This is a genomic window from Caulobacter sp. GW821-FHT10A06 (assembly GCF_059415805.1).
The window spans coordinates 62,671-86,098 of record NZ_JBWKNY010000001.1; the positions used below are offsets into that span (position 1 = coordinate 62,671).

A 23,428-nucleotide genomic window follows, 5' to 3' on the forward strand; every position below is an offset into this window, starting at 1 on the left:
GGAGGCCGCTTGTTGATCGTCACGGTAGAGAGGGCTTTGGTCGCGGTCTAAGCCAAAGGCGCTATGGACCGATACAGAATTTGGCTTGATCGAAGTCGGGCGCTGGCCGGTGCATACGACCAGCGCCCTGATGTCTATCCGAACAGCGGCACGGGGCCTCGGCCGCCGCCATTCCAGTTGGCCCAGTTGGGGAAGATGTAGGGCAGGTCGGCGGCGCTGACGCCGTACCACTGGGCGATGGCGCCGACGTACTCCTCGGTGGCGATGGAGGGGATCCAGCGGCCGTCGTTGGAGGTGTCTTCCGGGCCGCCGAAGGTCATGTCCGGATACCGGCCATGCACCTTGCCGTTGGCCAGGGCGCCGCCGAGGACGAGGTGGTTGGAGCCCCAGGCGTGGTCGGTGCCGCCACTGGCGTTGCCTTTGAACACCCGGCCAAAGTCCGACATCGTGAAGGCGGTGACATTGTCCTGCAGGCCTAGGGCCTTCATGGCGTTGTAGAAACCGGCCAGGGCGTTGGCCAAATCGCCATAAAGGCCGTTGTGGCTGGCCAGCTCGTTGGTGTGGGTGTCGTAACCGCCTTGGCTGACGAAGAAGGTCTGCTTGGCGTGACCCAGCGTGCCGCGCGCCTCGATCATCCGGGCCGCGCGCAGCAACTGGCGGGAGATGTCCGAGGTCAGCGCCGCGCCCGTGGTCGGGTGGACGAAATACTTGTCCACGGCCGAGGTGGTTGAGCTGATGATGGTGTTGGCGGCCACGGCCTGGGCGTAGGCAGAGCTCATGCCCTTGCCGGTCAGGTCAGTGATCGCACCGTACGACGAAGCGTCGGCGAACACGTCCAGCGCCGTCTGACGGGCCTTCACGGCCGCATCCGTCGAGGTTGCGTTGTAACCGTTCCGCACGATCGAACCCGACGACGGCAGGATCAGCGGCGCGGTGCGGTCGCCGATCAGACATAGGTTCGAACCGGCGATCGAGATCAGCGGCGGCAGTGACGCGGCCTGGGCGCGGTCATTGATGCGGCCCATGAAGCCGTCGTTATTGGTGGCGCGGGTGCGCATGCCCTGCCACTGGTTCTGCTGATCCTCGTGGGACATCAGGTTGACCGGGCGCAGGTCCGGGCGGCTGGTGTAGAGCGCCTTGGTCAGCGGGGCGAACAGGGTGCCGGTGTTGAGCACCGCGCTCAGGGCCCCTTCATCCCAGGCTGGCTTCAGGGCGGCCATCGCGCCATGCAAACCAAAGGCGGTGCCGGTCAGCGGCATCAGGCTGCTCTGAGTCAGGGCGATGCCCGAGCCGCGCTGCTTGGCGTAGTCGGCGTATCGGCCGTCATTGGGCACGATCATGTTCCAGGCGTCGTTGCCGCCGAACAGGAAGACGCCAACCATGGCGCGATAGCCGGACGTGTCGGCGGCCAGGGCGCTGGAGATGCCGAGCTGGCCCAGGGCGGCGACGGCCGAGCCGCCGGCGGTCAGGCGCAGGATTTCACGACGAGAGACGGTCATTACGCTTACCGATCGACTTGGAAGAAGGGCGAGGAGGCGGCGATATACAGGGCAGTCCTGGTGCGCGTGATCTTCTGCATCCATGGATCGGCGTACTTGATCGTCCCCATCGTTGTGAGCAGGGCCTGGCGTTGTGCGGGAGACATCGCGCCGTTCAGCATCACCAGATTGATCCGGTCGACGACCTTCTCGTCAGTTCCAAGGGCCTCCCAGCTACTCCAGTCCAGCGTCGTGCCGGTCGAATAGGGTATGATCGTCTGTTTCTGGAACTCGCTGCGTTTGGCCTCGCCTCCGATGGTCCAATCATAGATGAAGTTATGACGGGCGATGGTCGTAGACGTGGTCATCAACTTGCTGACAGGACTGGCTAGGCCATCGCCCTGGGGCAGCGGGAAGTCGTACGGATAGAAGTTGAAAACCGAGGGTGCCCTGAACGGCGCCTGGCCCATAGCAGTGTCACGCATGGTGAAAGCGTAGCCGTCGGACGAGAAGCCGATCGCGCGCGCCAACGAGGTCGCCAGCAACACCGGCTCCTTCACCTTGCCCGGCAGCTGCGAGACAGTGCGGGCTTCGCTGTCCAGATAGATGGCGCGGATCACGGCCCTCATGTCGCCGCGCACGCCCGAACCGTTGTTGGCGAACACCGCCGCCACGCGCTCGACATAGGCTGGCGTCGGATTGGCCAGGGTCAGTTGCTGGATCAGGCGCTTGCTGATGTACGGGCCGGTGTTGGGATGGTTGAACATCGTGTCGACCACGGTGTCGACATTGACCTGCTGGGTGGCGTTGGCCGGGATGGTCTTGCCCAGGAAGGTCTTGGCGCTGGTGTCGAAACGCGTGACGTAGACCACCATGGGCCTCGTCCAGTCGCGCTTGGTGTTGTCGGTCAGCGCGGCGTTGTCCAGACGGGCATAGGTCCAGCCGGTGAGGGCGCGGGCCACTTCCTTGACGTCGGTGTTGCTGTAAGCGGGGATGGTCGCGCCGGTGTTGTCGGTCTGAGGTGTGCCGTCCGGGTTCAACAGCACTGTGCCGACCGAGAACAACTGCATCATCTCGCGGGCGTAGTTCTCGTTGGGCTGGCTCTTGTTGCTGTCAGCCATGTCTAGGTACTCGCCCATGTACGGGTTGAGCGTGACGGCCTGGAGGATGTCGCGGTAGTTGCCGAAGGCGTTGCCGAGCAGGATCTGTTGGAAGGTCGCCAGGCCGGCGGTGTTGCCGACATCGACCGCCGAGGCCACGACGATCTGCGACAGGGCGAAGGCGACACGCTGGCGCAGCTGGTCGTTGTTGCCGATGGCGTTGGCATAGAAACGCATCTGCATCGGCGCGGCCGAGAAGTTCTCGCGGTTGCAGTTGGTCAGGTCCTGGCCGGTCAGCGTCGAGCAGAAGGTGCTGGGCACGGGCTTGGCGGCCAGGTCCGCATAGCTGCTGGACGACAGGGTGAACTGCTCGTCCATCCAGGCGGCGATCGACCGTTTGGTGACAATGGCGTCGATCAGCGCGGGCGTTGGACCGAAGCTGGCCTGCTTGGCGAAGCGTGCGGCCTCGTCCGGCAGGATCTCGTCGGTCGGGGCCACGCCGATCGTGTCCGGGATGGCCGGGCTGGACGCAGGCTTGCTGGCGCCGCCGCCGCCGTCGCTGGACCCTCCGCCACAGGCGGAGAGGAAGATCGACAAGCTCAGCGCCGCGGCCGAGCCAAAGAACTGTTTACGCATGACGATACCCTCGACGCGCAACCGGTGTCGCGCGCCTGAAACTGGAAGCTGAACAAAAGCCGTAGGTTAGCGGTCCTGGAAGGTGACCTCCTTGACCGCTCGGACGCCGCCTTGGCGGTGGAGTTGGACGAAGATGTCGACAACGCGCCGGACGTGATCGACCACATCGGCGCGCCGCAGATTGGCGCCGGCCTGCAAGGCCATCAGCGCCAGCTGGTCTACCGCGCCAGCCGGATCGTCGGCATGGACGGTGGTCATCGAGCCGGGATGGCCGCTGGACACCGCGCGCAGGAACGAGAAGGCCTCTGAGCCGCGCAGTTCGCCCAGGATGATGCGGTCGGGCCGCAGGCGCAGCGAGGCCTGCAGCAGGTCCTCCGCCGTCACGCGGGCTTCGCCCTGGTCGCCGCGCACGGCGACGAGACCGACGGCGTTGGGATGGACCAGGCGGATTTCCGGCGCGTCCTCGATCAGCACCAGCCGCTGGTCGAGGGGGACTTCCTTGAGCAGGGCGTTGAGGAAGGTGGTCTTGCCGGTCGAGGTGCCGCCGCTGACGACGATGTTCTTACCGGCCCGCACGGCGGCGGCCAGGAAGTTGCGGATGTCGCCGGCGTTGAGAAAGGCGCGCAGGATGGCGTCGGAATTGGTCTTCGGCTGCATGACCCCGGCGAAGGCGCCGTTGGCCGCGTAGTCGGTGAGGGACAGATCGCTGACCACGTGCTTGCGGATCGCCAGGGCCAGGCCCTCGCGGGTCGCGGGCGGGGCCACGACCTGCACGCGGGCGCCGTCGGGCAGCACGGCCGAGAGCAGGGGGTGCTCGCGGCTGACGCCCTGGCTGGACAGGCTGGCGACCTGGCGGGCCAGGCGCCACAGGTTGGTCTCGTCCAGGGCCGGGACTTCGACGCGCTCGGCGGCGCCGCCGAGGCGCTCGACCCACAGCTCGCCCGGGCGATTGACGTAAAGGTCCGTCACCGCCGGGTCGGCCAGCCACGGCGCCAGGGGCGCGAGGTAGGCCTCGAGATAGACGCCGAACTTGGGCGCCGGAGTCTTGTGGGCGAGGGCGGTCATTTGCGGACGCCCGAGAAGTCCAGGTCGCGGGCGACGAAGATCGTCACCGGCGCGCCTTGGCTGGTCTGGATGGTCGGCGAGACCTTATTGTCGATCGGCGTGACCGCGCCGGCCAGGGTGGCGGCCTGGGCGGCCGAGCCGATATAGATTTGCGAGGTCGAGCGGGCGTTGCCGACGGCGGCGACACCGGCGTTCAGCACCGACATCAGGATCGACCCGCCGAAGCGGCTGAAGAAATGCCGGTCGACCTTGCCCTCCAGGCCGCCGCGCCCCAGCGGGTCGGCAGCGGGCGAGGCGATCTGGATCGAGACGCCGTCGGGACGGATCACGCGGGTCCAGATCACGAAGACGCGCGAGGCGCCTTGGGCCACGCCCGACTTGTACTGGCCAACGACGCGGCTGCCGCGCGGGATCAGCACGGTGGAGCCATCGAAGCTCTTGATGTCGCGGGTGACCATGGCGCGGGCCAGGCCCGGCAGGTCGGAATTGATCGCCGTCTCCATCACGGCCGGGATCACCGCGCCTTGCGGGATCAGGGCGTCAAGGTCGCGCAGGGCCGTGGCCTTGGCGGGCTCGGCGTCGCTGGTCCCGATGCGATCGGCGAACTTCTCGTCGGGGTTCAGGCTGGTGTCGACGGCCTTGGACGTCGAGGCCGTCGGCATGGTCTCGGCATTGGTCTTGAGCAGCGTCGGGGCGCCGCCGAAGTCGACCACCAGGGTCGGGGCGCGGCGGCGCTGGTCCAGGTCGACGGCCGGCACCGGCGGCAGCGGTTCGGCGGCCATGGCGGTCATCTGGGCCGGGGTCGGCGGTAGGCTGTTGTTCTCGGTGAACTGCGGACCGGGGATGACGGCCGGCGGCGCGGCGGGCGTGGTCAGCGCGGTCGCGGCGACAGCCTCGACCTTGCGCGGCGGACGCGGCTGGGCGTCGGCGCGGTGGCTGGCCATCCACAGGAACACGCCGACACCGAGCACGCCGAAGCCGGCCATGATCACGGGCGTTGGCAGGCCGGCATGGGCGCGGGCCACACGCGGCTGGGCCTGGGCGTCGGCGACGGCGAGGTCTTCCTGCACCTGGGCGGATTGGCGGGGATCGGTCATCGGACGCCTCCCGAGAAGGCGGCGTTGGTGACGGTCAGGGCGGCTTTGCCCGAGCGCAGCACGAACTTCGGCGCCAGTTGGTCGACGACCAGATAGCTGTCGCGGACCACGGCGTTGGCCAGGCCCTCGACGCCGTCGGCATTGACGACGAACACGGCAGGCAGGTCGGCTTGAGCCGGCCAGGCGAAATAGGTGGCCGCGCCGTCGTCAAAGACCTTGGCCGGCTGGATGGCGGCGTCGCCTTTGACGCTGTAGGCGGCGTTACGAGCCACAGGTGCGGTGGGAGGCGGCGGAGGCGCGGCCATCACGACAGCGGGGGCGGGGACCAGAAAGCGAACCACATAGGCCAGGTCCTTGGTCGTGGCCTTGGGGCCGGCGACGACCAGCTCGAACACATAGCGGCGGCGGTCGGTCACCACGGTCATGTTGGTGGCGGCCATGCGGTCCAGGGGTTTCAGGAACAGCAGGTTGGCCTTCTTGTTCGGCGTCACTTGCCAGCCCAGGGCGTCGCCGATCGAGACATTCTCGATGCGCTCGTCCGGGGCGAACTCCAGCATGGTCTGGATGCCGAAATAGCCGGTCAGGCGCACGACCTGGTCGGGATCGTAGGCGACGGTGCGGATGCGCGGATCGACGGCGCCGGGACGCGGGGCGTCGGCGGCCATCACGGGGCCGGCCAGGGCGGCGCCGACAGCCAGGACGGCCAGCAGCGTGCGGGGGTAAGCGAGGGTCACTGGTCTCTCCGGGCGCCCGAGGCGGCGCGGCGGGGGGCGGGGGTACGGCGATAGGTCTGGCCCAGCGGGGCGCTAGGGCCGGCGTAGGCGGGTTGGGCGGCCGGGCCGCGATCCGCGACGATGGTCAGCAAGCGCGGACCGATCGGGTCGGACGAGGTCGGGGCGACATCGCGTCGATCCAAGGCCGCCGCCGCGGCAGCGACGGTGGCGGCGCGGCTCAGCGGCTCGACCTGCGAGGTCGCATAGCGCGGCGCCTCGGGCGCGGCGGCCACGTCGTTCCAAGCAGCGCCGACCAGGCCGCGCGGCAGGCGCAGGCCGGCGGCGATGACGCCCAGGGCGATGACGGCCAACACCATGACCAGGGCGAAGACCAAGCTCAGCACCAACACGGTCACAGCCGGGCCGATGTCGAAGGCGGCGAACTGCTGGGCCGAACGCGCTTCGGCCAGGGCCTTTAGCGACGGGGCCAGCATGGCCAGTTCCAGCGACAGGGTCAGGACGGTGACCATCGGGATCATCGCGAGAGCGATCATCGCCTTCAGCCAGCCCTCGACCAGGCCGCGCGTGGTTTCGAACAACAGCAGGCCGGCGATCAGCGGGGCCAGGGCGAGCAGGATGGCCAGCACGACCTTGGAGGCCAGCAGCACGCCCAGGGTCGACAGCACCAGCGTCATGCCGCCGGTGTTGACCGCGAAGGCGCCGAAGCCAGGTCCGCCCTGGGTCGCAGCGGCGCCGACGCTGGCGCGGCTGGCCATCAGGGTCGCCGACTTCTGCAAGCCGTCGAAGGCGTCCTGCAGGGCCAGGAAGGGGGGGGCGGACTGGCCCAGCAACAGGCCGCCGACCTCGGCCGGAGCCTTGGTCAGGGTGTCGTAGACCAGGGTCTGGAAGAACGGCCAGTTGGTGGCCAGGGCCACGACGATGCCGACCTTCAGGACCGACATGGTGGCGTCGCCGACGCGCAGACCGCCACGGCCCAGCATCAGGCGGTAACCGATAAAGACCACGTACAGGGTCATCAGGCCGGTCAGCAGCAGGGTGACGGGCGAGCTCGGACCGGCCAGGGCGGCATAACCGGTCTGGGCCAGGTCATGGACCCGGCAGTCGACCGAGCCGATCAGGCCTTGGACCATAGGGGCGTCGACGGGGAGTTGCGCGCAGGTCGCCATCACGCGGCCCTCACCAGCTTGGGCATCCAGGCCGAGGGTTCGTCGCCCAGCTGTTCGCGCAGGGCGTCCAGCTTGCGCACGGTGCTCTCGCGGCCCGACAGCACGGTCAGCAGCTCGGGCGCGCCGGCCAGGTTCAGGCGGGCCACGACGCTGTCGGTGCCGTGCTTGATCAGGAAGCAGCGCGAGGTGTCGGGCAGGGTCTTCACCAGCTCGAACTCGTGCTGGGTCAGGCCGAAGCCTTCGCAATAGTCTTTCGCCAGGGCCTTGGGGTTGGCCATGAAGATCTGGGTCGCGGCCTGCTCGATGATGGCGCTGGCGATGCGGCTTTCCAGGGCGTCCTGGGCGCTCTGGGTGGCGAAGCCGACCACGCCGTTGCGCTTGCGCAGGGTCTTTTCCCAGTCGCGGATGCGCGCCACGAAGACGTCGTCGTCCAGCGCCTTCCAGCCCTCGTCGATGACGATCAGGGTCGGGTGGCCGTCCAGGCGCTGCTCCACGCGATGGAACAGGTACATCATGGCCGGGGTCCGCAGAGCCGGATCGTCCAGCAGCTGGGTCATGTCGAAGCCCAGCGTCAGGGCGTCCAGATCCAGGCCGTCGGCCTCGTTGTCGAACAGCCAGGCGTGCTCGCCCGCGCCGTGCCAGGGGGCCAGGCGGGCGGCGAGATCGGCGGCGTCGGGACGGCGCGAGCCTCGGAACAGCTCGGCGAAATAGCGCAGGCGACGCAAAGTGGGAGCCTGGTCGAAGCTGGCGTCGACGGCGTCCTTGATCCGCGCGGCGTCGTCGGCCGACAGGGTCTCGCCCGGGACCGAGACCAACTTGGCGACCCACTCGGTCAGGAAACGACGGTTGGCGGCGGTGTCGGCCAGGGCCAGCGGGTTGAAGCCCGTCGGCTGGCCCGGACGCAGGGTCTCGTAACGACCGCCGATGGCGCGCAGGAAGATCTCCGCGCCGCGGTCCTTGTCGAAGAACACGATGCGCGGGCTGTACTTGCGGGCCTGGGCCAGCAGGAAGTTCAGCACCACGGTCTTGCCCGAGCCCGACGGGCCGATGACCGTGAAGTTACCCAGGTCGCCCTTGTGGAAATTGAAGTGGTACGGGCCGGCCGAGGTGGTCTCCAGCAGGGTCACCGCGGGACCCCAGTGGTTGTTCTGCGCCTGGCCGACCGGGAAGTTGTGGCCGCTGGCGAAGCCGGCGAAATTGGCGGTCGAGATCAGAGCTTTGCGGGCGATGTCCTTGAAGTTGCCCGGGAACTGGGCCCAGAAGGCCGGCTCCAGATTGAGGTCCTCGCGCACGGCGATGGCGCCCATCTCGGTGAAGGCCGACATCACCTCGGCGGTCGAGCGGTCCAGGCCCTCGAGGGTCTCGCCGCGCACCAGCACGGTCAGGTGATGCTCGCCGAAGGCGGCGCGGCCCGAGACGACGTCGTCCTTGGCGCGGGTCAGGTCGGCGCGCAGGGACAGGCCGTCATCGTCGGCGGCCTTCATGCGGCGCAGGGCCAGGTTCATCCGCTCCAGGGTCGGCTGGCGATCGACGAAGCCGAAGCTCTGGGTGACGACCATTTCGCACGGCAGGCGCAGCAGGTCGTCCAGCATCCCCGGCGTGGTCTGGGCGGGGTAGTCCTTGATCGAGACCATGGACCCGAAACCGCGCGCCAGGGCGCCGGCGCGGGAGAGCTCCAGTGTCTCCAGGCCGAAGCTGGCGCGGCGATAGGGCAGGTACTCGCCGGCGTCGCCTTGCGGGACCAGCACGGGGCGCATCTCGCCGTTGTAGAGGCAAGACAGGAATTCCAGCGGCTCGGAGCAGCGGCCAGTCGCGCCTTCGTAGGTTCCAAGCACCCGCGCGCCGTAGGGGGCGAGGGCGGAGATCAGGCTGCCCGTGGCGCTGTCCAGTTCGCGACGGTCGGCTGCCTGGACGGCGGCGGCCTCGGCCTTGCCGGTCCCCTTGAGGGCGCGCAGCAGGCCGTCGATGACGCCGCCATGGCCTTGCAGCGGACGGCGGACGATCGTCAGGAACAGGTCGTTGACGTAGAGCTTGCGGGCGGCCAGGCGCTCACTCCAGGTCGCGTCGAGCTCGGCGCTGAAGGCGTCGGCGAAGACGCCTTGGGTGCGGGCGTCGACCTGGCGGCGGACGATGTGGTGATAGATGGCGAAGCGCGAGGACGACAGGCCGCGCAGCATCACGTCGCGCACGGCCTTGCGGTAGTTCAGCTCCTCGCTGTCGGCCGTCTCGAACGGCAGGCCGGCCAGGTGGATGACTTGCATCAACAGGCCGTCGCGGGTCTCGAGCGTCACGTCGTCGAGATGGCGGGCATAGGGCAGGCGCTTGCCGGCCGTCGCCTCTTTGCGCGGGTTTACGCGCTGTAGCTGTTGCATCGCCAGGCTCGGAAATTGGGTACGCGGGGACAGCGGCTGACCTTGGTCAGCCAGAGATCGAAGATGCGGGGCTCGCGCAGGCAGGCCGCGTAGCCGATCGCGTGGATCACCAGCGCGGCCGCGATGGCCCAGAACGACTTGGTGATCAGGAAGAGTTCGGCGGTGACCACCCCGTTGATCACGAAGTAGCTGTAGGTCACGCCCGCGAACATCTGCGGGCGGGTCAGGGCGCCGAACACCACGTCGCGATCCAGCGGGGCGGCCATAGCCTTAGGCCGCGCCCGAGGCGGCGCGGATGCCGCTGACGATCGTGGTGGCCCCGAACAGGATGAAGCAGCCCAGGATCACGGTGGCGCCATAGCGCCAGTTCAGGCGGCCGGTCAGCATCATGAAGCCGACGGCGGCTACGGCCATGACGGCCACGGCGGTGGCGACATTGCCCATCAGCGTGCCTTGCAGCCAGGTCACGCCGGCCAGCAGGGCGCTGGAGCCCTGCGGATCGGCCTGGACTGCCTGGGCGTGGGCTTGGCTGGCGGCAGCGGAAAGGGAGGCCGCGAGGGCCAGGAAGGACTTACGCATCACTGGGGAGCTCCGAGGGCGGGAACGGCGAAGGTGGCTCCGGTCGCGGCCATGCGGCCGAGGATCGAGGTCACGTAGGCTTGGGTTTCGGCATAGGGCGGTACGCCGCCGTGCTTGCGGACGGCGCCAGGGCCGGCGTTGTAGGCGGCCAAGGCCAGGCGGACGTCGCCGCCGAACTCCGAGAGCATGCGGCGCAGGTACATCGTGCCGCCGCGGATGTTCTGAGCCGGATCGTGCGGATCGACGCCCAGGTCGCGGGCGGTGCCGGGCATCAGCTGCATGACGCCGATGGCGCCCTTGTTCGATAGGGCGCTGGGCCGGAAGCGGCTCTCGCGCCAGGCCACGGCCTCGACCAGCTTGGGATCCAGGGCGTAGGCGGCAGCCGTGGTCGAGATCTCGGCGCGCACGGCCTCGACGTCCGGCGTGGCGGCGGCCAGCGGGGCAGGGGCGGGCGTCAGAGTCTGGACGCCGTCTTGCGTGAACACGGACGGGCCGTCGAAGCGCGTGATGGCGCCGTCAGAGCCGATCTCCAGCACCTGGGCGGCCACCGGGCCGGCCAGCAGGCAGAGCGCCGCGGCGATCGCCGGCAACAGGGCCTGGCGGGCGATATCAAACGTCACTACGCCCCCTCAGGTCCGTGGGTTCAAATCAACGTAGTTAATTGGTATCGGGCGCGCCGTTTCAGTGTAATGCGGCAGGACAGCGCATCTATTTTTGCTGTCATCGTCAAAATTGCTGATGAATAAGAAGAATTTATGCTCAAGCTCGACGTTAAGTCGGATGTCGGACTTATCTAAATTCTTAATTGATGGTTAATTCGATGTGATGTTGACCTGAATACATAACTGCGTTGGGTAAGATTGGGAGGAAGGCCTCAGAATGCTTGCCTGTGGATAGAATCACTCGCCAAGTTGAGTCTCAAGTGCGTTCAGGGGCGTTGCATGTTGGCGTTGAACAAGACTCGCGAATGGCTGATCCGGAACTTCGCCGGCAGCCTGCTCGCCGGATGGCTGGTGATCGCGGTGGTGGGGCTGAGCGCCCTCAACGGCTGATCGAGAACGGCTTCAAGCGATGGGCAAGGCGGCTGCGAACGGCCCGCCTATGGCGCTTATGCAACTTGGTTAAAGAATGTTGCGGAACGCTGTCATCTGAAAGCCCGGTTTTTGCGTTGAAAGCTTGTCTACAACGCCGGAACTGACTTTTGCCGCTCGCTATCGACGACCTGCACCGATTGCTCTTCCAGACCGAACAGGCGCGCCGCCTGTTCGTGGGCGACCAGTTGAGCGAGCACGGCCTCGTCTTTGGCCAATGGCTGGTGCTGGACGCCCTCTACAAGGAGGGCCTCTCGTCGATGACCGCCTTGGCGGCCGTGATCGGCGCGGACCGAACGACCCTGACACGCACGATCGATGGCCTGGTCACGGCCGGATATGTCGAACGCAAGACGCCGGCGGAGGATCGCCGGCTGGTTGTCGTGGACTTATCTGAGACGGGGAGAGCGCTGGCGGAAGCAGTGCTGATAACCTTGACGCCGACCCATGAGAGCGTGTTCGCCGGCTTTTCGCGTCACGACCTGGATGCCTTATCCGTTCTTCTTGCCCGGTCGCTGGCTCAGATAAAGCTGGCCGCCGCTGAAGGTCCAGGACCCAAGACGCTTCCCCGACTGGAGCGGCGGGGGCTGCGTATTGGCGAGACGAAGAGGCGATCGCGCCTGCGGTCCTAGGTCGACCTCGGCCAGCACGTGGCCAGCGTCGTCGAGGATGACCATCTGCCAGGGACCTGGCTTGGCGAAGGCTTCCGGATAGTCGCGGATCAGGGCCGCGCCCAAGCGCCAAGCCTCGCGTTTTGCCTCGTCCAGATTGCGCAACAGCGCGCCTTCTGGATCCGGGAAGTGTTCAGGCGAGACGATCTCGAACCGAAACCTGCGCATCACACCCTGCGGCGACGCTGAATGCGTCGAGTCGATGAACGCGCCTCCGACAAAAAGGCGCCGCATTCGGACAAGGAGGGGTTGAAAAAGCGAGTCTCGCTTCTGCTGTGGCCTAGCGGTGACACCTAGGCTTGGCCCTCGTTTTGTTTCGCTTTTTTTCGATTTCTGCTGCTCAGCCCTTGCTGACAGCGGCTTTTGCCGCCGCCCGCGTCACTAAGCCTCACGAACAGTGGCTTGCAAAAAATGGAAGTCGATCGCAGCATGTGGGCAATTGATACCGGTGTCATAAGAACACCGTTCTGGGAGGGACTAAGGAAATGGCAGCATCACATCTGCGCGCCCGTCTGCTTTGCGGGGCCGCCGCTCTAGCTTCGGTCCTGGCCGCCGGCGCCGCCAACGCTCAGCAAGCCGCGCCGCCCGCGGCCGCCGCTGACGACACCGTCGAAGCCGTCGTCGTCACGGGCTTCCGCAACAGCCTGGCGCAGGCCCTGAACGTCAAACGCCAGTCGGCCGCGGCCGTGGACGCGATCTACGCCGAGGACATGGCCAAGTTCCCGGACCTGAACCTCTCGGAATCCATCCAGCGCATCCCTGGTGTCGCCATCTCGCGCGACGCCGGCGAAGGCCGCCAGATCTCGGTGCGGGGCCTGGGCGCCCAATTCACCCGCGTGCGCATCAACGGCATGGAAGCGCTCACCACCTCGGGCGGCACCGACGCCTCGGGCGGCACCAACCGCAGCCGTTCGTTCGACTTCAACGTCTTCGCCTCGGACCTCTTCAACCGCATCACGGTGCAGAAGACCGCCTCGGCCGAGACGGAAGAGGGCTCGCTGGGCGCGACCGTCGACCTGAACACCGCCCATCCGTTCGACAAACGCGGCTTCAACTTCGCCGTCTCGGGCAAGATGGGCTACAACGACCAGGCCGAGAAAGCCTCGCCCCGCGTGGCGGCCCTGATCTCGAACACCTGGCGCGACGACACGATCGGGGCTCTGTTCTCGGTCGCCTATTCCCAGCGCGACCTGCTGGACGAAGGCACCAGCACGGTGCGCTGGCAGACCGGCACGGCCACCGCTCCGGGCTTCCGCAGCGTGAAGGGCGCGACCTGCGCCACCAACGCCGCCGCCTGCGCCGAAGCCAATGGCGCGGTCCACCCGCGCATCCCGCGCTTCGACTGGTACCGCAACCGGCAGGACCGCCTGGGCATGACCGGCGCGCTGCAGTGGGCGCCGGACGACAAGACCACGGTCTCGTTCGACGTGCTGTACGCCGACTTCAAGGGCAAGCGTAACGAGGACTTCCTCGAGACCTTCACGCCCCAGACGGCCGGCGCCTGTACGGCGACCTCGCCGGCCTCGTGCGGCATCAACCAAGTCGACGTGGTCGACTACACGGTGACCAACCCGCGTTCGGGCTTCCCGGTCATGACCAAGGGCGTCTGGAACAATGTCGACCTGAAGACCGAGCAGCGCTACGACGAGCTGGAGACCGAGTTCCGCCAGTTCACCCTGTCGGGCGAGCATCAGTTCACCGACAAGTTCAAGGCCAAAGGCGTGCTCGGCTTCTCGAAGTCGACCTTCTCCAACCCGGTCCAGAACACGGTCCAGTGGGACCAGTACAACGTCCAGGGCTACAGCTTCGACTACAGCGGCGGCGACACCTATCCGGTGATCAAGTACGGCACCGGCGACACCGTGAACGCCGACGCTTGGACCCTGGCCGAAATCCGCATGGTCCAGGGCTATGTCGACAACAGCTACAAGACCGCCCAGTTCGACCTGCAATATGACTGGAGCGACGCCTTCAAGCTGAAGGGCGGCCTGGCCTACAAGGCCTACAACACCGACAGCACGGCCTTCGCCCGCTCGAACGGCACGACGTCGAACATCAACCCGATCAGCTCGAACGATCTGAAGAACGTCGCGCGCTCGTCCTACGCCCAGACGATCGACTTCTCGAGCCTGAGCATCCCGGCCGGCAACGTGACCTCGTGGGTCACGCCCGACCTGCAGAAGGCCATCGCGGCCCTGCACATGGACGATGTGAACTACGGCAAGACCGTCACGACGACGCCGGGCACCGTCTGGACCAGCCCGTTCGGCAACTCGTGCTTCACCGCGGGCTGCGGCATCTACAACCTGGGTCGCGAGCCCAGCCTGGGCAGCAACTACTCGATCGACGAGTGGGACACGACCGGCTACGTCCAGGGCGACTTCAACTTCGACGTCGGCGGCGTGCCGGTGCGTGGTGACGTCGGCGTGCGTTACGTCAACACCCGCCAGAAAGCCCTCGGCTACGGCGTGGTGCCCTCGACCGTCAGCGGCGTGAACTACCAGACGATCTCGGCCACGACCGCCACGCGGTCTTACACCGACGTGCTGCCGGCCCTGAACGTGGTCGTCGAGCCGACCGAGAGCCTGCTGCTGCGCTTCGGCGCCGCCAAGGTCATGTCGCGTCCGAACCTGGGTTCGCTGACGCCCGGCGTGAACATCGGCACGGGTTCGACCAAGTCGGTGACCTCGGGCAATCCGTTCCTGGATCCGTACCGCGCCAAGACCGTCGACGCCGCGGTCGAGTGGTACTTCCAGCCGGGCGCGCTGCTGTCCTTCGCCTACTTCTACAAGGACATCTCGACCTTCGTTCAGAGCTACACCTCGGCCCTGTCGACCTTCGACAAGAACCCCTTCGGTCTGCCCGATAGCGCGGCGGTCGCCGCCTGCGGCACCACGCCGGGCTGCGCGCCGAACCTGCCGGTCTGGCAGTTCAGCACCTCGGTCAACACGCCTGGCGGTCCGCTGAAGGGCTTCGAGATCAACTACCAGCAGCCCTTCACCTTCCTGCCGGCGCCGTTCGATAAATTCGGTGTCCTGGCCAACTACACCCACGTGACGTCGAACGTGACGTACCTGTCCTCGACCGGGGCCGTGGCGGCCGTTGGCCCGCTGACCAACCTGTCGAAGAACAGCTACAACGCCACGCTCTACTTCGAGAACAAGAAGATCAGCAGCCGCGTCTCGGCGGCCTATCGTTCCAAGTACCTGACCCAGATCCCGGGCCGTAACGGTTCGGACGTGGAAGGCACCAACGCGACGCTGAACTTCGACGCCTCGCTGACCTACACCTGGAACAAGCACCTGGCCTTCACGCTCGAGGCGGTCAACCTGACCAACGAAAAGCAGGACCAGTACTACGACAGCAGCCAGCTGGTGTCGTTCTACCACGAGACGGGCCGCGAGTTCTTCGCCGGCTTCCGCTACACCTTCTAAGCCTCATGCGCGGCGCGGCCCCCCCTCCGCCAAATCTGGGGGCCGCGCCGTTTTGCTTTCCGAGGGTTTCCCGATGTCCATCTGCCTTGATCGCCGGTCGCTGCTGCTGACCGGCGCGGCGGCATTCGCCGCAGCGCCCGTGCTTGCCGCCCCCCGCGCGACCTTCGACGCCGTCGTCTCGACCGATGGCAAGGCCCGTGGCGGCGCCAAGACCTATCGCACCCTGGCCGAAGCGCTGGACGCCGCACCGGCCTCCGGCGACCGCCCGTTCCGCATTCTCGTCACCGCCGGAACCTGGCGCGAGAAGGTGACGGTGACCAAGCCCAACATCTGCCTGATCGGCGAGGGCCAGAAGGCCACCACCATCGTCTATGACGACTATGCCGGCCGCCGTTCGGCCGGATCGAAAGAGATCGCCACCATGGTGGTCACTGCGCCGGGCTTCCGCGCCGAGCGCCTGACGATCGCCAACGACTTCGACTATCCTCACAACATGCCGCCCGAGGTCGACTACGACCGCACCGGCGCCAGCGGGGCCCAGGCCACGGCGCTGAAGCTGGGCGAGGGCAGCGACCGCGCCTATTTCGAGGACGTGGCCCTGACCGGCTGGCAGGACACCCTGTTCACCGACGCCGGCCGCAGCCTGTTCCGCAACTGCTTCATCAGCGGCTGCGTCGACTTCATCTACGGCCGGGGCGTGGCGGTGTTCGACCGCTGCGAGATCCGTTCGCGCACGCGGCCAGGCAAGGACTTCCACGGCTTCATCGCCGCGCCCGACACCGACCGGCGCCAGCCCTATGGCTTGGTGTTCCTGGATTGCCGCCTGACGCGCGACGCCGACATGCCCAGGCATACGATGGCCCTGGGTCGTCCTTGGCGGCACACCATGACCTTCCCGGACGGCCGCTACGGCAATCCGGACGCGGTGGGCCACACGGCCTTCATCCGGTGCTGGATGGACGACCACATCGTCCCTGAGGCCTGGTACCCGATGCACTACAATCTGAAAGGCGGACGCCGGGCCATGTACCAGCCCGAGGACGCCCGCCTGTTCGAATACGCCAGCAAGGGACCCGGGGCCGGCAAGCCGTCCCAGCGGCGTCGCCAGCTGACCGCGAGCCAGGCCAAGGCCTACACGGTCTCCAACCTGCTGAGCGGCTGGAGACCGTAGCGGTCGCTACATCGGGCTTACGCCACCGCCCGGCGCGCCGAAGTCGAAGGCTGGCTCGCGGGCGCGGCGGGGATTGGGCACGCCCTTGCCGCCGAAGCCGTAGGTGATGCCGATGAACACGGCCCGCAGGTCCAGGTCCATGGTCCGGCGGTCCTTCAGGGCGGCGGTGTTGATCACCAGCTTGTCGCCGAAGGTGTTCAGGGCGTCCTGCACCGTCACCACGCCTGAGATGCGGTCGTTGAACTTGTGGCGATAGCCCAGGTTCACCATCCCCGTCGGTTCGCGGTAGCCTTGCGGCGTCAGGCGCTTGCCGATGGCGAAGCCGCTGATCTGGATGAAGTCCTTGGGTGTGGCCTGGACGTTTAGCGCCGCATAGCCCGAGACCGTCCAGGCCGAACGCTTGTCGGCGAAGCCCAGGTCCGTGGCGCCGATCTCGTTCCAGGCCGCGTTGCCGCTGATCGTATAGGAGAGCTTGGGCGACAGCCGGGCGTTGGCGACCAGCTCCAGACCGCCGCTGCGGCTCTTGGCCAGGTTGGCCTTGGTGGTCAGCAGCACGCCGCCGCCCAGGTCGCGGACCACGTCCGTTACCCCGTCGCGGGCCTCGCGCCAGTATAGGGTGCCTAGGTAGTAGTTGAAGCCCTTGCGCAGCTGGTAGGCGACCTCGAACGAGTCCGTCGTCTGGGGTTTGAGGCGCGGGTCGCCCTGACGGTAGCTGTAGGGGTCCTGGTAGATCCGGTAGGGGTTCAGGTCGGTGGCCGACGGGCGCTGGATGCGGCGGCTGTAGCTGGCGTTGACCTGGCGCGTGTCGTCGACCTTGTACTGCACGTGCAGCGAGGGATAGGCGCGCAGGTAGTCGTAGCTGTCCTTCAGGTTCGAGGTGACCTGATTGGTGTCGATCGTGACCTCCTCGACGCGCAGACCGGGCATCACCGTCAGGTCGCCGAACACGCGGCTGTAGGTGACGTAGGCCGCGTGGACGGTCTGGTCGTACTCGAACTGGTTGGTCAGGGCCGGATCGACCACCAGCGCGCCGGTGTTGGGGCCGCGAGCGCCGTAGTTGTCGTAGTCGTTGTCGTCGACCTGCAGCTCGTAGCCGACGTTCAGCTTGGCGCCGCCGGCCAGGGTGCGCTTGTAATCGGCCTTTACGCGGCCCTGGACCAGCTCGTCGCCGACGCGCACGCGTTCGACATAGTTCGAGACCACGGGCAGCTGGTTGAAGGCGTCGGCCAGGGTGGTCTGGCGGTCGCGGGTGCGCTCCAGGCTGGCGTTCAGCGTGAACTCCTCGTCCGGATGCGACAGCTTGCGGCGCAGGTCGCCTGACAGGCCGGCCACCGAGCGCTTCATCTGGCCGTCGGCGCGGCGCTGGAAGCGAGCGTTGGGCGCGCCGTTGACGTCCTTGCCGTCGTAGAACGAGCCGGCGTCGGTGTCGTAGGTCACGTCGTTGTAGCGGGCCTCGGCGCTGAGGCGGGTCTGCTTGTCCAGGTCGTAGTCGACGCCGGCGCGGGCGTTGTACGCGTTGCCCCGGCTGGCGAAGTTGATCTGCTGGTGGCTGGTCGCATACTTGCCGCTGAGGGCGTCGAAGCGCTCGCGGTCGTCGACGATCTCGCCCTTGGCCTTGTCGCGACGCCAGCCGGCGTCGGCCGACAGGGTCAGGTTCTTGGTGTTGCGGGCCAGGGTGACGCTGGCGTTCTTGCGGCCGCCGGTGCCGACATTGGCGCGGACCGAGCCGGTCGTGCCGACGCCGCGCTGCTGCTTGGTGATCAGGTTGATGATGCCAGCCGTGCCCTCGGGGCTGAAGGCGGCCGACGGGTTGGTCATCACCTCGACCCGCTCGAACTGGCTGGCGGGAATCTGCTGCAGGATCTGGCCGCGGTTCTCGCCCCGGAACATGCCCGACGGCTTGCCGTCGATCATGATGGTGACATTGGCGTCGCCGCGCAGGCTGACATTGCCCTGCACGTCGACCTGCACCGAGGGGACGTTGCGCAGCACGTCGGCGACCGAGCCGGTCGTGGCCTGAATGTCCTTGCCCAGGCTGTAGCTGCGGCGGTCGATCGAGGTCTTCATGTCCTGCGCGCCGGGCGCGGTGATGGTCACGCCCTGCACCTGGGTCGATTGCTCCTTCTTGGCCGGAGCAGGCGTCGTCGTCGGGGTCTGGGCGGCGGCGGCGGTGCTGAGCGCGGCCAGGCCCGTGGCGGCCAGCAGAGCGGCGCGGCGGGTCGGGAAGGTCATGGAAAGTCTCCTCTGTTGGCGAGGACACTGACCGATCGACTCGAAGCGTTGCAGTGTCTGGGATCACGCCTTCGGGGTGACGTTTGTCATGTCGCGACCTCCAGTTGCTCCGCCACACCAAGTTTTAACGGCGCCTGGCGCATGAATGCCCTGGATTTCCTGGGGAGCGGACGTCTTGAAACCCGCAGCGCTACATCCTGCCGCCGAGATCGGCGTCGAGCCGCCAGCGTCGAACGGCCTGGGCCGCGCGGCCCTGATCGCCGGCTTCGTGCTGTACGCCGCCGCTGCGGGCGCGGCCTGGTGGCTGTCGCTGCAACTGATCCCGGCCGAGCTGACCCTGACCTTTCTGGGCAAGACCCTGCACACGGACTCGGCCCACGCGCACCTGAACAACATCTTCCTGGTGTTCCTGCTGCTGCCAACGGCGTTGGGCGTCGAGGCCGCCGTGGTCGGCTGGCGCGAGAGCTCGCTGCACCAGCTGCTCTTCGCCCGCACGGCCTCACTGAACACCGACCTGGCCGTCTTCATCCTGGGCCAAGGCCATGTGCTGGATCTCGTCGGCCGGGTGCTGATGCTGGGCGTCTCGATGATCTCGGGCGCGTGGATCCATGACGCCATCGCGGCCTCGACCGGCGTGAACCTGGGCCCGCCGCCGCTGCCGTTCGCGCTGCAGCTGCCGCTGTACTTCGCGATCTACACCTTCTTCGACTACTGGACCCACCGGACGGACCACACGAAGTTCTTCTGGCCGCTGCATCGCTATCACCACTCGGCCGAGGACTTCGGCGTGGTGACCTCGGTGCGTCAGCATCCGGCGACCTTCACGGCCATCTTCCTGGTCAACCTGCCGCTGGCCATCCTGGGCGCGCCGGGCGAGGTGATGATCTATGTCAACGTGCTGGTCGTGGGCATCGGCCTGATCATCCACGGCAAGATCGATGCGAACTGGGGCTGGGTGGGGCGCTGGCTGATCCAGTCGCCCAACCACCATCGGGCGCACCACAAGCTGGACATGACCCACCCGACCGGCCACTTCGGCATCATGCCGATCTGGGACCGGCTGTTTGGCACCTGGTACGAGGATAGGCCCGACCCGAAGCTGGTGATCGGCGTCGACACGCCCTACCAGCACGGCTTCTTTATTCCGCGCGACATGCTGCGCGACTACGCCCACTTCTGGATGGGCTGGTTCGGCGGCCGCAGCGACGGCCCGGAGTCGGACCTCTTCAAGAAGCGCTAGGCGGCCTTCAGCAGCCCGTCGAAATACTCGATCGTCCGCATCAGCCCGACCTTGAGCGGCGCGGTCGGCGTCCAGTCCAGGTGCTGCTTGGCCAGGGTGATGTCAGGCTGGCGCTGGCGCGGATCGTCCGAGGGCAGGGGGCGGTGGACCAGGCCCGACTTGCTGCCGGTCAGCTCCAGCACCAGGTCCGCCAGCTGCTTCATCGTGAACTCGACCGGATTGCCCAGATTGATCGGGCCGGTCACGTCGTCGCCGGTGTTCATCAGGCGCATCAGGCCGTCGACCAGGTCGTCGACATAGCAGAACGAGCGCGTCTGGTTGCCGTCGCCATACAGGGTGATGTCCTCGCCCTTCAGCGCCTGGACGATGAAGTTCGACACCACGCGCCCGTCGTTCGGATGCATGCGCGGGCCGTAGGTGTTGAAGATCCGCGCCACCTTGATGCGCAGCTTGTGCTGGCGCCAATAGTCGAAGAACAGGGTCTCGGCGCAGCGCTTGCCCTCGTCGTAGCACGAGCGGATGCCGATCGGATTGACGTTGCCCCAGTAGGTTTCGACCTGCGGGTGGATGGTCGGGTCGCCGTACACTTCTGACGTCGAGGCCTGCAGGATCTTGGCCTTCACCCGCTTGGCCAGGCCCAGCATGTTGATGGCGCCGTGGACGCTGGTCTTGGTCGTCTGCACGGGATCGAACTGGTAGTGCACGGGGCTGGCCGGGCAGGCCAGATTGTAGATCTGGTCGACCTCGACATACAGCGGCATGGTCACGTCGTGACGCAGCAGCTCGAAGCGCGGATTGGACAGGTTCTGCGCCACGTTCAGGCGCGAGCCGGTGTAATAGTTGTCGACACACAGCACTTCCGCGCCGGTCTCCAGCAGCCGGTCGCAAAGATGCGAGCCGACGAAGCCCGCGCCGCCCGTGACGAGAATTCTCTGCGTATGCATGGACTGAAACAGACCCCTCGGGACTCAGCGTCGAACTGTGTTTGTACCGCGACGCCGAGCCTTGCTCCAAGGTCGTGTTTCTAGGCGGGGGCGCGACCGATTGTCGGCTCGGCGATGACGGCGGTGCGTCGGCGCTTAGACGGAGCCACAGGCGACGGTCCGGTCGACGGGCCGGCCAACTCCTCTGGCGCGAAGTCGTCCACGGCGATGACCTTGGACACCGCCAGGTCGGCGGCGGCCAGGGCGGCGGTCTCGTCCGGCGTCAGCAGGCCCTTGTCCAGGCCGTCCTTCCAGGCGCGCACGCCCTGGTCCTTCAGGCGGTCGTGGATCGGCTGGGTGGCCACCACGCGCTCGAAGGCGTCGATCAGCTGGCCGATCGCCTCGTCCTCGCCGCCGACATAGACGCCCTGGACCAGGCGGTCACGGGTGGAGGAGGGGTGCAGGATCAGGTCGGCGCAGGCGCGGGTGATCCGGTCGGACGGTCCCCGGCGTCGCGCCCCGAACGGCAGCACCGCCGCCCGCAGCAGCCAGGCCGCCAGGCGATTGGGCAGGTTGGCGAAGATCTCGTCGAAGCGCTGCTCGATCGTGGCGAAGGCCGTGTCGGCGCTCCACTGCAGCAGCGGGAAGTCGTCGTCCTGTCGGCCTTCGTCCTCCCAACGCTTCAAGGAGCCGGAGAGGAAGTACATCTCCGACAGGATATCCCCCAAGCGCGCCGACAGCATCTCCTTGCGCTTCAGCTCGCCGCCCAGGGTCAGCAGGGCGATGTCCGAGGTCAGGGCGAAGGCGGCGCTGTAGCGACCCAGCTGGCGATAGAAGCGGCGGGCGCGGCCAGCGTCCGGCGCGGGCGCCAGGGCGCCGTCGGTCCAGGCGCGGGCCGTGGCCTTGATGCCGTTGCGGATGGCGTGGGCCACGTGCTGCCAGAAGGCCTCGTCGAACGCGGCCAGGCCCTTGGCCTCATCCGTTTCGCCCAGGGCCAGGATCTCGCGCAGCATGTAGGGATGCGCTCGGATCGCGCCCTGGCCGAAGACCATCAGGCTGCGGGTCAGGATGTTGGCGCCCTCGACCGTGATGCCGACCGGCACGGCGCGGTACTGGCTGCCCATGTAGTTGCGCGGGCCTTCCATGATGGCCTTGCCGCCGTGGACGTCCATGGCGTCGTTGACGACGATCCGCATTCGCTCGGTGGCGCCCGACTTCAGCAGGGCCGAGATCACCGACGGATGCTTGCCCATGTCCAGCCCGGCGCAGGTCAGCCGCCGCGCGCCGTCGACCAGGTAGGCATTGCCGGCGATGCGGGCCAGGCGCTCCTGCACGCCCTCGAACTTGCCGATGGCGATGCCGAACTGTTGGCGCACGCGGGCATAGGCGCCCGTGGTCAGGGCGCTGTAGGCCGCCGCCGCGCCGGACATGGCCGGCAGCGAGATGCCGCGCCCGGCCGCCAGGGCGGTCATCAGCATCTTCCAGCCCTGGCCCGCGCGCTCGGCGCCGCCGATGATCAGGTCCAGCGGGATGAAGACGTCCTCACCCCAGTTGGGCCCGTTCTGGAAGGTCTGGAAGGCCGGCAGGTGGCGGCGGCCGATGCTGACCCCGGCCGTGTCGGTTGGGACCAGGGCGCAGGTGATGCCGATGTCCTCCTCGCCGCCCAGCAGGCCGTCGGGGTCACGCAGCTTGAAGGCCAGGCCCAGCACCGTGCAGACGGGGCCGAGCGTGATGTAACGCTTGTGCCAGTTCAGACGGACACCCAGGACGGTATCGCCCTTCCACAGGCCGCGACAAACCACGCCCTCGTCGGTCATGGCGCCGGCGTCCGAGCCGGCCTCGGGGCTGGTCAGGCCGAAGGCGGGTATTTCGCGGCCGTCGGCCAGGCGCGGCAGCCAGTATTCCTGCTGCTCCTCGGTGCCAAAGCGCAGGATCAGCTCGCCCGGGCCCAGGGAGTTGGGAACCATCGCCGTCACCGCCGCCGAGGTCGAGCGGGTGGCGATCTTGCGGACGATCTCGGCGTGGCCCAGGTGCGAGAAGCCGAGACCCCCGTGCTCCTTCGGGATGATCATGCCGAAGAACTTCTCGCGCTTGAGGAAGTCCCAGGCCTCGGGCGGCAGGTCGCGCGTCTCCCAGGTCATGCGCCAGTCGTCGAGCATGGCGCACAGGGTCTCGACCGGACCTTCCATGAAGGCCTTTTCGTCTGGGCTCAGCTCGGGCTTGGGGAAGGCGAGCAGTTCGTTCCAGTCTGGATCGCCGGTGAACAGCGCCGCGTCCCACCAGGTGTCGCCGGCTTCGATGGCGTCACGCTCGGTTTCCGACAGGGCGGGCAGAACGCCCTTAGCCCATTGGAAGATCGGCCGGGTGATCGTGTCCCGGCGGAAGGAAGAGCTCGTCATGACGCCACCTCGTTGTTACGCGAGGTGGAAACGCTGTTGG

General features: G+C 67.3%; 17 protein-coding genes and 1 pseudogene. 4 read left to right on the forward strand and 14 right to left on the reverse strand.

Going from position 1 to position 23,428, the window contains the following annotated elements:
* Nucleotides 1-134: 134 nt before the first annotated feature.
* From AC07NF_RS00265 to AC07NF_RS00310, 10 genes are all read right to left on the reverse strand, one after another.
* On the reverse strand, nucleotides 135-1,499 hold the full coding sequence (locus AC07NF_RS00265; RefSeq protein WP_494632673.1) for a DUF1501 domain-containing protein: 1,365 nt from the start codon (nucleotides 1,497-1,499) through the stop codon (nucleotides 135-137).
* Between the two features lie 5 nt (nucleotides 1,500-1,504).
* Nucleotides 1,505-3,214 (reverse strand): DUF1800 domain-containing protein, encoded by a 1,710-nt coding sequence (locus AC07NF_RS00270; RefSeq protein WP_494632669.1) that lies wholly within the window; start codon nucleotides 3,212-3,214, stop codon nucleotides 1,505-1,507.
* A 66-nt stretch (nucleotides 3,215-3,280) separates the two neighbouring features.
* Entirely contained in the window at nucleotides 3,281-4,279 is a 999-nt protein-coding gene (gene virB11, locus AC07NF_RS00275) for a P-type DNA transfer ATPase VirB11 (RefSeq protein WP_494632666.1), read from the reverse strand.
* Nucleotides 4,276-5,376, reverse strand: a complete 1,101-nt coding sequence (locus tag AC07NF_RS00280) for a TrbI/VirB10 family protein (RefSeq protein WP_494632663.1) — start codon at nucleotides 5,374-5,376, stop codon at nucleotides 4,276-4,278. The genes virB11 and AC07NF_RS00280 overlap by 4 nt, the downstream gene beginning before the upstream one ends.
* Complete coding sequence (locus AC07NF_RS00285; protein WP_494632659.1) at nucleotides 5,373-6,110, reverse strand: TrbG/VirB9 family P-type conjugative transfer protein; 738 nt, start codon at nucleotides 6,108-6,110, stop codon at nucleotides 5,373-5,375. The genes AC07NF_RS00280 and AC07NF_RS00285 overlap by 4 nt, the downstream gene beginning before the upstream one ends.
* Nucleotides 6,107-7,276: a TrbL/VirB6 family protein gene (locus AC07NF_RS00290; protein ID WP_494632655.1), complete on the reverse strand. Its 1,170-nt coding sequence runs from the start codon at nucleotides 7,274-7,276 to the stop codon at nucleotides 6,107-6,109. The genes AC07NF_RS00285 and AC07NF_RS00290 overlap by 4 nt, the downstream gene beginning before the upstream one ends.
* On the reverse strand, nucleotides 7,276-9,648 hold the full coding sequence (locus AC07NF_RS00295; RefSeq protein WP_494632653.1) for a VirB4 family type IV secretion/conjugal transfer ATPase: 2,373 nt from the start codon (nucleotides 9,646-9,648) through the stop codon (nucleotides 7,276-7,278). Before AC07NF_RS00295 ends, AC07NF_RS00290 begins: the two co-directional genes overlap by 1 nt.
* Nucleotides 9,627-9,914 carry a VirB3 family type IV secretion system protein gene (locus tag AC07NF_RS00300; protein ID WP_056045755.1) on the reverse strand — a complete coding sequence of 96 codons (288 nt, stop codon included), beginning with the start codon at nucleotides 9,912-9,914 and terminating at the stop codon, nucleotides 9,627-9,629. The genes AC07NF_RS00295 and AC07NF_RS00300 overlap by 22 nt, the downstream gene beginning before the upstream one ends.
* 4 nt (nucleotides 9,915-9,918) lie before the next feature.
* Entirely contained in the window at nucleotides 9,919-10,227 is a 309-nt protein-coding gene (locus tag AC07NF_RS00305; protein ID WP_492811714.1) for a TrbC/VirB2 family protein, read from the reverse strand.
* Nucleotides 10,227-10,847, reverse strand: a complete 621-nt coding sequence (locus AC07NF_RS00310; protein ID WP_494632644.1) for a lytic transglycosylase domain-containing protein — start codon at nucleotides 10,845-10,847, stop codon at nucleotides 10,227-10,229. Before AC07NF_RS00310 ends, AC07NF_RS00305 begins: the two co-directional genes overlap by 1 nt.
* Before the next feature lie 581 nt (nucleotides 10,848-11,428).
* On the opposite strand from AC07NF_RS00310, the gene AC07NF_RS00315 reads away from it, so the two are divergent.
* Nucleotides 11,429-11,950: a MarR family winged helix-turn-helix transcriptional regulator gene (locus AC07NF_RS00315; protein ID WP_494632642.1), complete on the forward strand. Its 522-nt coding sequence runs from the start codon at nucleotides 11,429-11,431 to the stop codon at nucleotides 11,948-11,950.
* Between the two features lie 9 nt (nucleotides 11,951-11,959).
* On the opposite strand, the pseudogene AC07NF_RS00320 reads toward AC07NF_RS00315, so the two are convergent.
* A pseudogene (locus tag AC07NF_RS00320) lies at nucleotides 11,960-12,223 on the reverse strand (DUF6894 family protein); the annotation flags it as partial.
* A gap of 251 nt (nucleotides 12,224-12,474) precedes the next feature.
* Between AC07NF_RS00320 and AC07NF_RS00325 the strand changes: the two are divergent.
* The gene (locus AC07NF_RS00325; protein ID WP_494632640.1) at nucleotides 12,475-15,423 is read left to right on the forward strand and encodes a TonB-dependent receptor; all 2,949 of its coding nucleotides are present in this window, start codon (nucleotides 12,475-12,477) and stop codon (nucleotides 15,421-15,423) included.
* A gap of 73 nt (nucleotides 15,424-15,496) precedes the next feature.
* Nucleotides 15,497-16,594: a pectinesterase family protein gene (locus tag AC07NF_RS00330; protein ID WP_494632637.1), complete on the forward strand. Its 1,098-nt coding sequence runs from the start codon at nucleotides 15,497-15,499 to the stop codon at nucleotides 16,592-16,594.
* A 6-nt stretch (nucleotides 16,595-16,600) separates the two neighbouring features.
* Here AC07NF_RS00330 and AC07NF_RS00335 read toward each other — a convergent pair whose 3' ends face one another.
* A complete protein-coding gene (locus AC07NF_RS00335) occupies nucleotides 16,601-18,826 on the reverse strand; it encodes a TonB-dependent receptor domain-containing protein (RefSeq protein ID WP_494632633.1) in 2,226 nt (741 codons plus the stop codon).
* A gap of 175 nt (nucleotides 18,827-19,001) precedes the next feature.
* Here AC07NF_RS00335 and AC07NF_RS00340 point away from each other — a divergent pair, with 175 nt between their 5' ends.
* A complete protein-coding gene (locus AC07NF_RS00340; protein ID WP_494632632.1) occupies nucleotides 19,002-20,066 on the forward strand; it encodes a sterol desaturase family protein in 1,065 nt (354 codons plus the stop codon).
* On the opposite strand, the gene AC07NF_RS00345 is transcribed toward AC07NF_RS00340, so the two are convergent.
* Both AC07NF_RS00345 and AC07NF_RS00350 read right to left on the reverse strand, forming a co-directional pair.
* Entirely contained in the window at nucleotides 20,063-21,010 is a 948-nt protein-coding gene (locus AC07NF_RS00345) for a UDP-glucuronic acid decarboxylase family protein (protein WP_494632628.1), read from the reverse strand. The two genes, AC07NF_RS00340 and AC07NF_RS00345, sit on opposite strands and share 4 nt — an antisense overlap.
* An 80-nt stretch (nucleotides 21,011-21,090) precedes the next feature.
* Nucleotides 21,091-23,388 carry an acyl-CoA dehydrogenase gene (locus tag AC07NF_RS00350; RefSeq protein ID WP_494632626.1) on the reverse strand — a complete coding sequence of 766 codons (2,298 nt, stop codon included), beginning with the start codon at nucleotides 23,386-23,388 and terminating at the stop codon, nucleotides 21,091-21,093.
* Between the last annotated feature and the right edge of the window lie 40 nt (nucleotides 23,389-23,428).

Coding starts and splice junctions, on each gene's coding strand:
- AC07NF_RS00305 (WP_492811714.1), bottom strand. CDS start 10,227: ATGCGTAAGTCCTTCCTGGCCCTCGCGGCCTCCCTTTCCGCTGCCGCC.
- AC07NF_RS00265 (WP_494632673.1), bottom strand. CDS start 1,499: ATGACCGTCTCTCGTCGTGAAATCCTGCGCCTGACCGCCGGCGGCTCG.
- AC07NF_RS00280 (WP_494632663.1), bottom strand. CDS start 5,376: ATGACCGATCCCCGCCAATCCGCCCAGGTGCAGGAAGACCTCGCCGTC.
- AC07NF_RS00350 (WP_494632626.1), bottom strand. CDS start 23,388: ATGACGAGCTCTTCCTTCCGCCGGGACACGATCACCCGGCCGATCTTC.
- AC07NF_RS00330 (WP_494632637.1), top strand. CDS start 15,497: ATGTCCATCTGCCTTGATCGCCGGTCGCTGCTGCTGACCGGCGCGGCG.
- virB11 (WP_494632666.1), bottom strand. CDS start 4,279: ATGACCGCCCTCGCCCACAAGACTCCGGCGCCCAAGTTCGGCGTCTAT.
- AC07NF_RS00270 (WP_494632669.1), bottom strand. CDS start 3,214: ATGCGTAAACAGTTCTTTGGCTCGGCCGCGGCGCTGAGCTTGTCGATC.
- AC07NF_RS00290 (WP_494632655.1), bottom strand. CDS start 7,276: ATGGCGACCTGCGCGCAACTCCCCGTCGACGCCCCTATGGTCCAAGGC.
- AC07NF_RS00325 (WP_494632640.1), top strand. CDS start 12,475: ATGGCAGCATCACATCTGCGCGCCCGTCTGCTTTGCGGGGCCGCCGCT.
- AC07NF_RS00300 (WP_056045755.1), bottom strand. CDS start 9,914: ATGGCCGCCCCGCTGGATCGCGACGTGGTGTTCGGCGCCCTGACCCGC.
- AC07NF_RS00335 (WP_494632633.1), bottom strand. CDS start 18,826: ATGACCTTCCCGACCCGCCGCGCCGCTCTGCTGGCCGCCACGGGCCTG.
- AC07NF_RS00295 (WP_494632653.1), bottom strand. CDS start 9,648: ATGCAACAGCTACAGCGCGTAAACCCGCGCAAAGAGGCGACGGCCGGC.
- AC07NF_RS00345 (WP_494632628.1), bottom strand. CDS start 21,010: ATGCATACGCAGAGAATTCTCGTCACGGGCGGCGCGGGCTTCGTCGGC.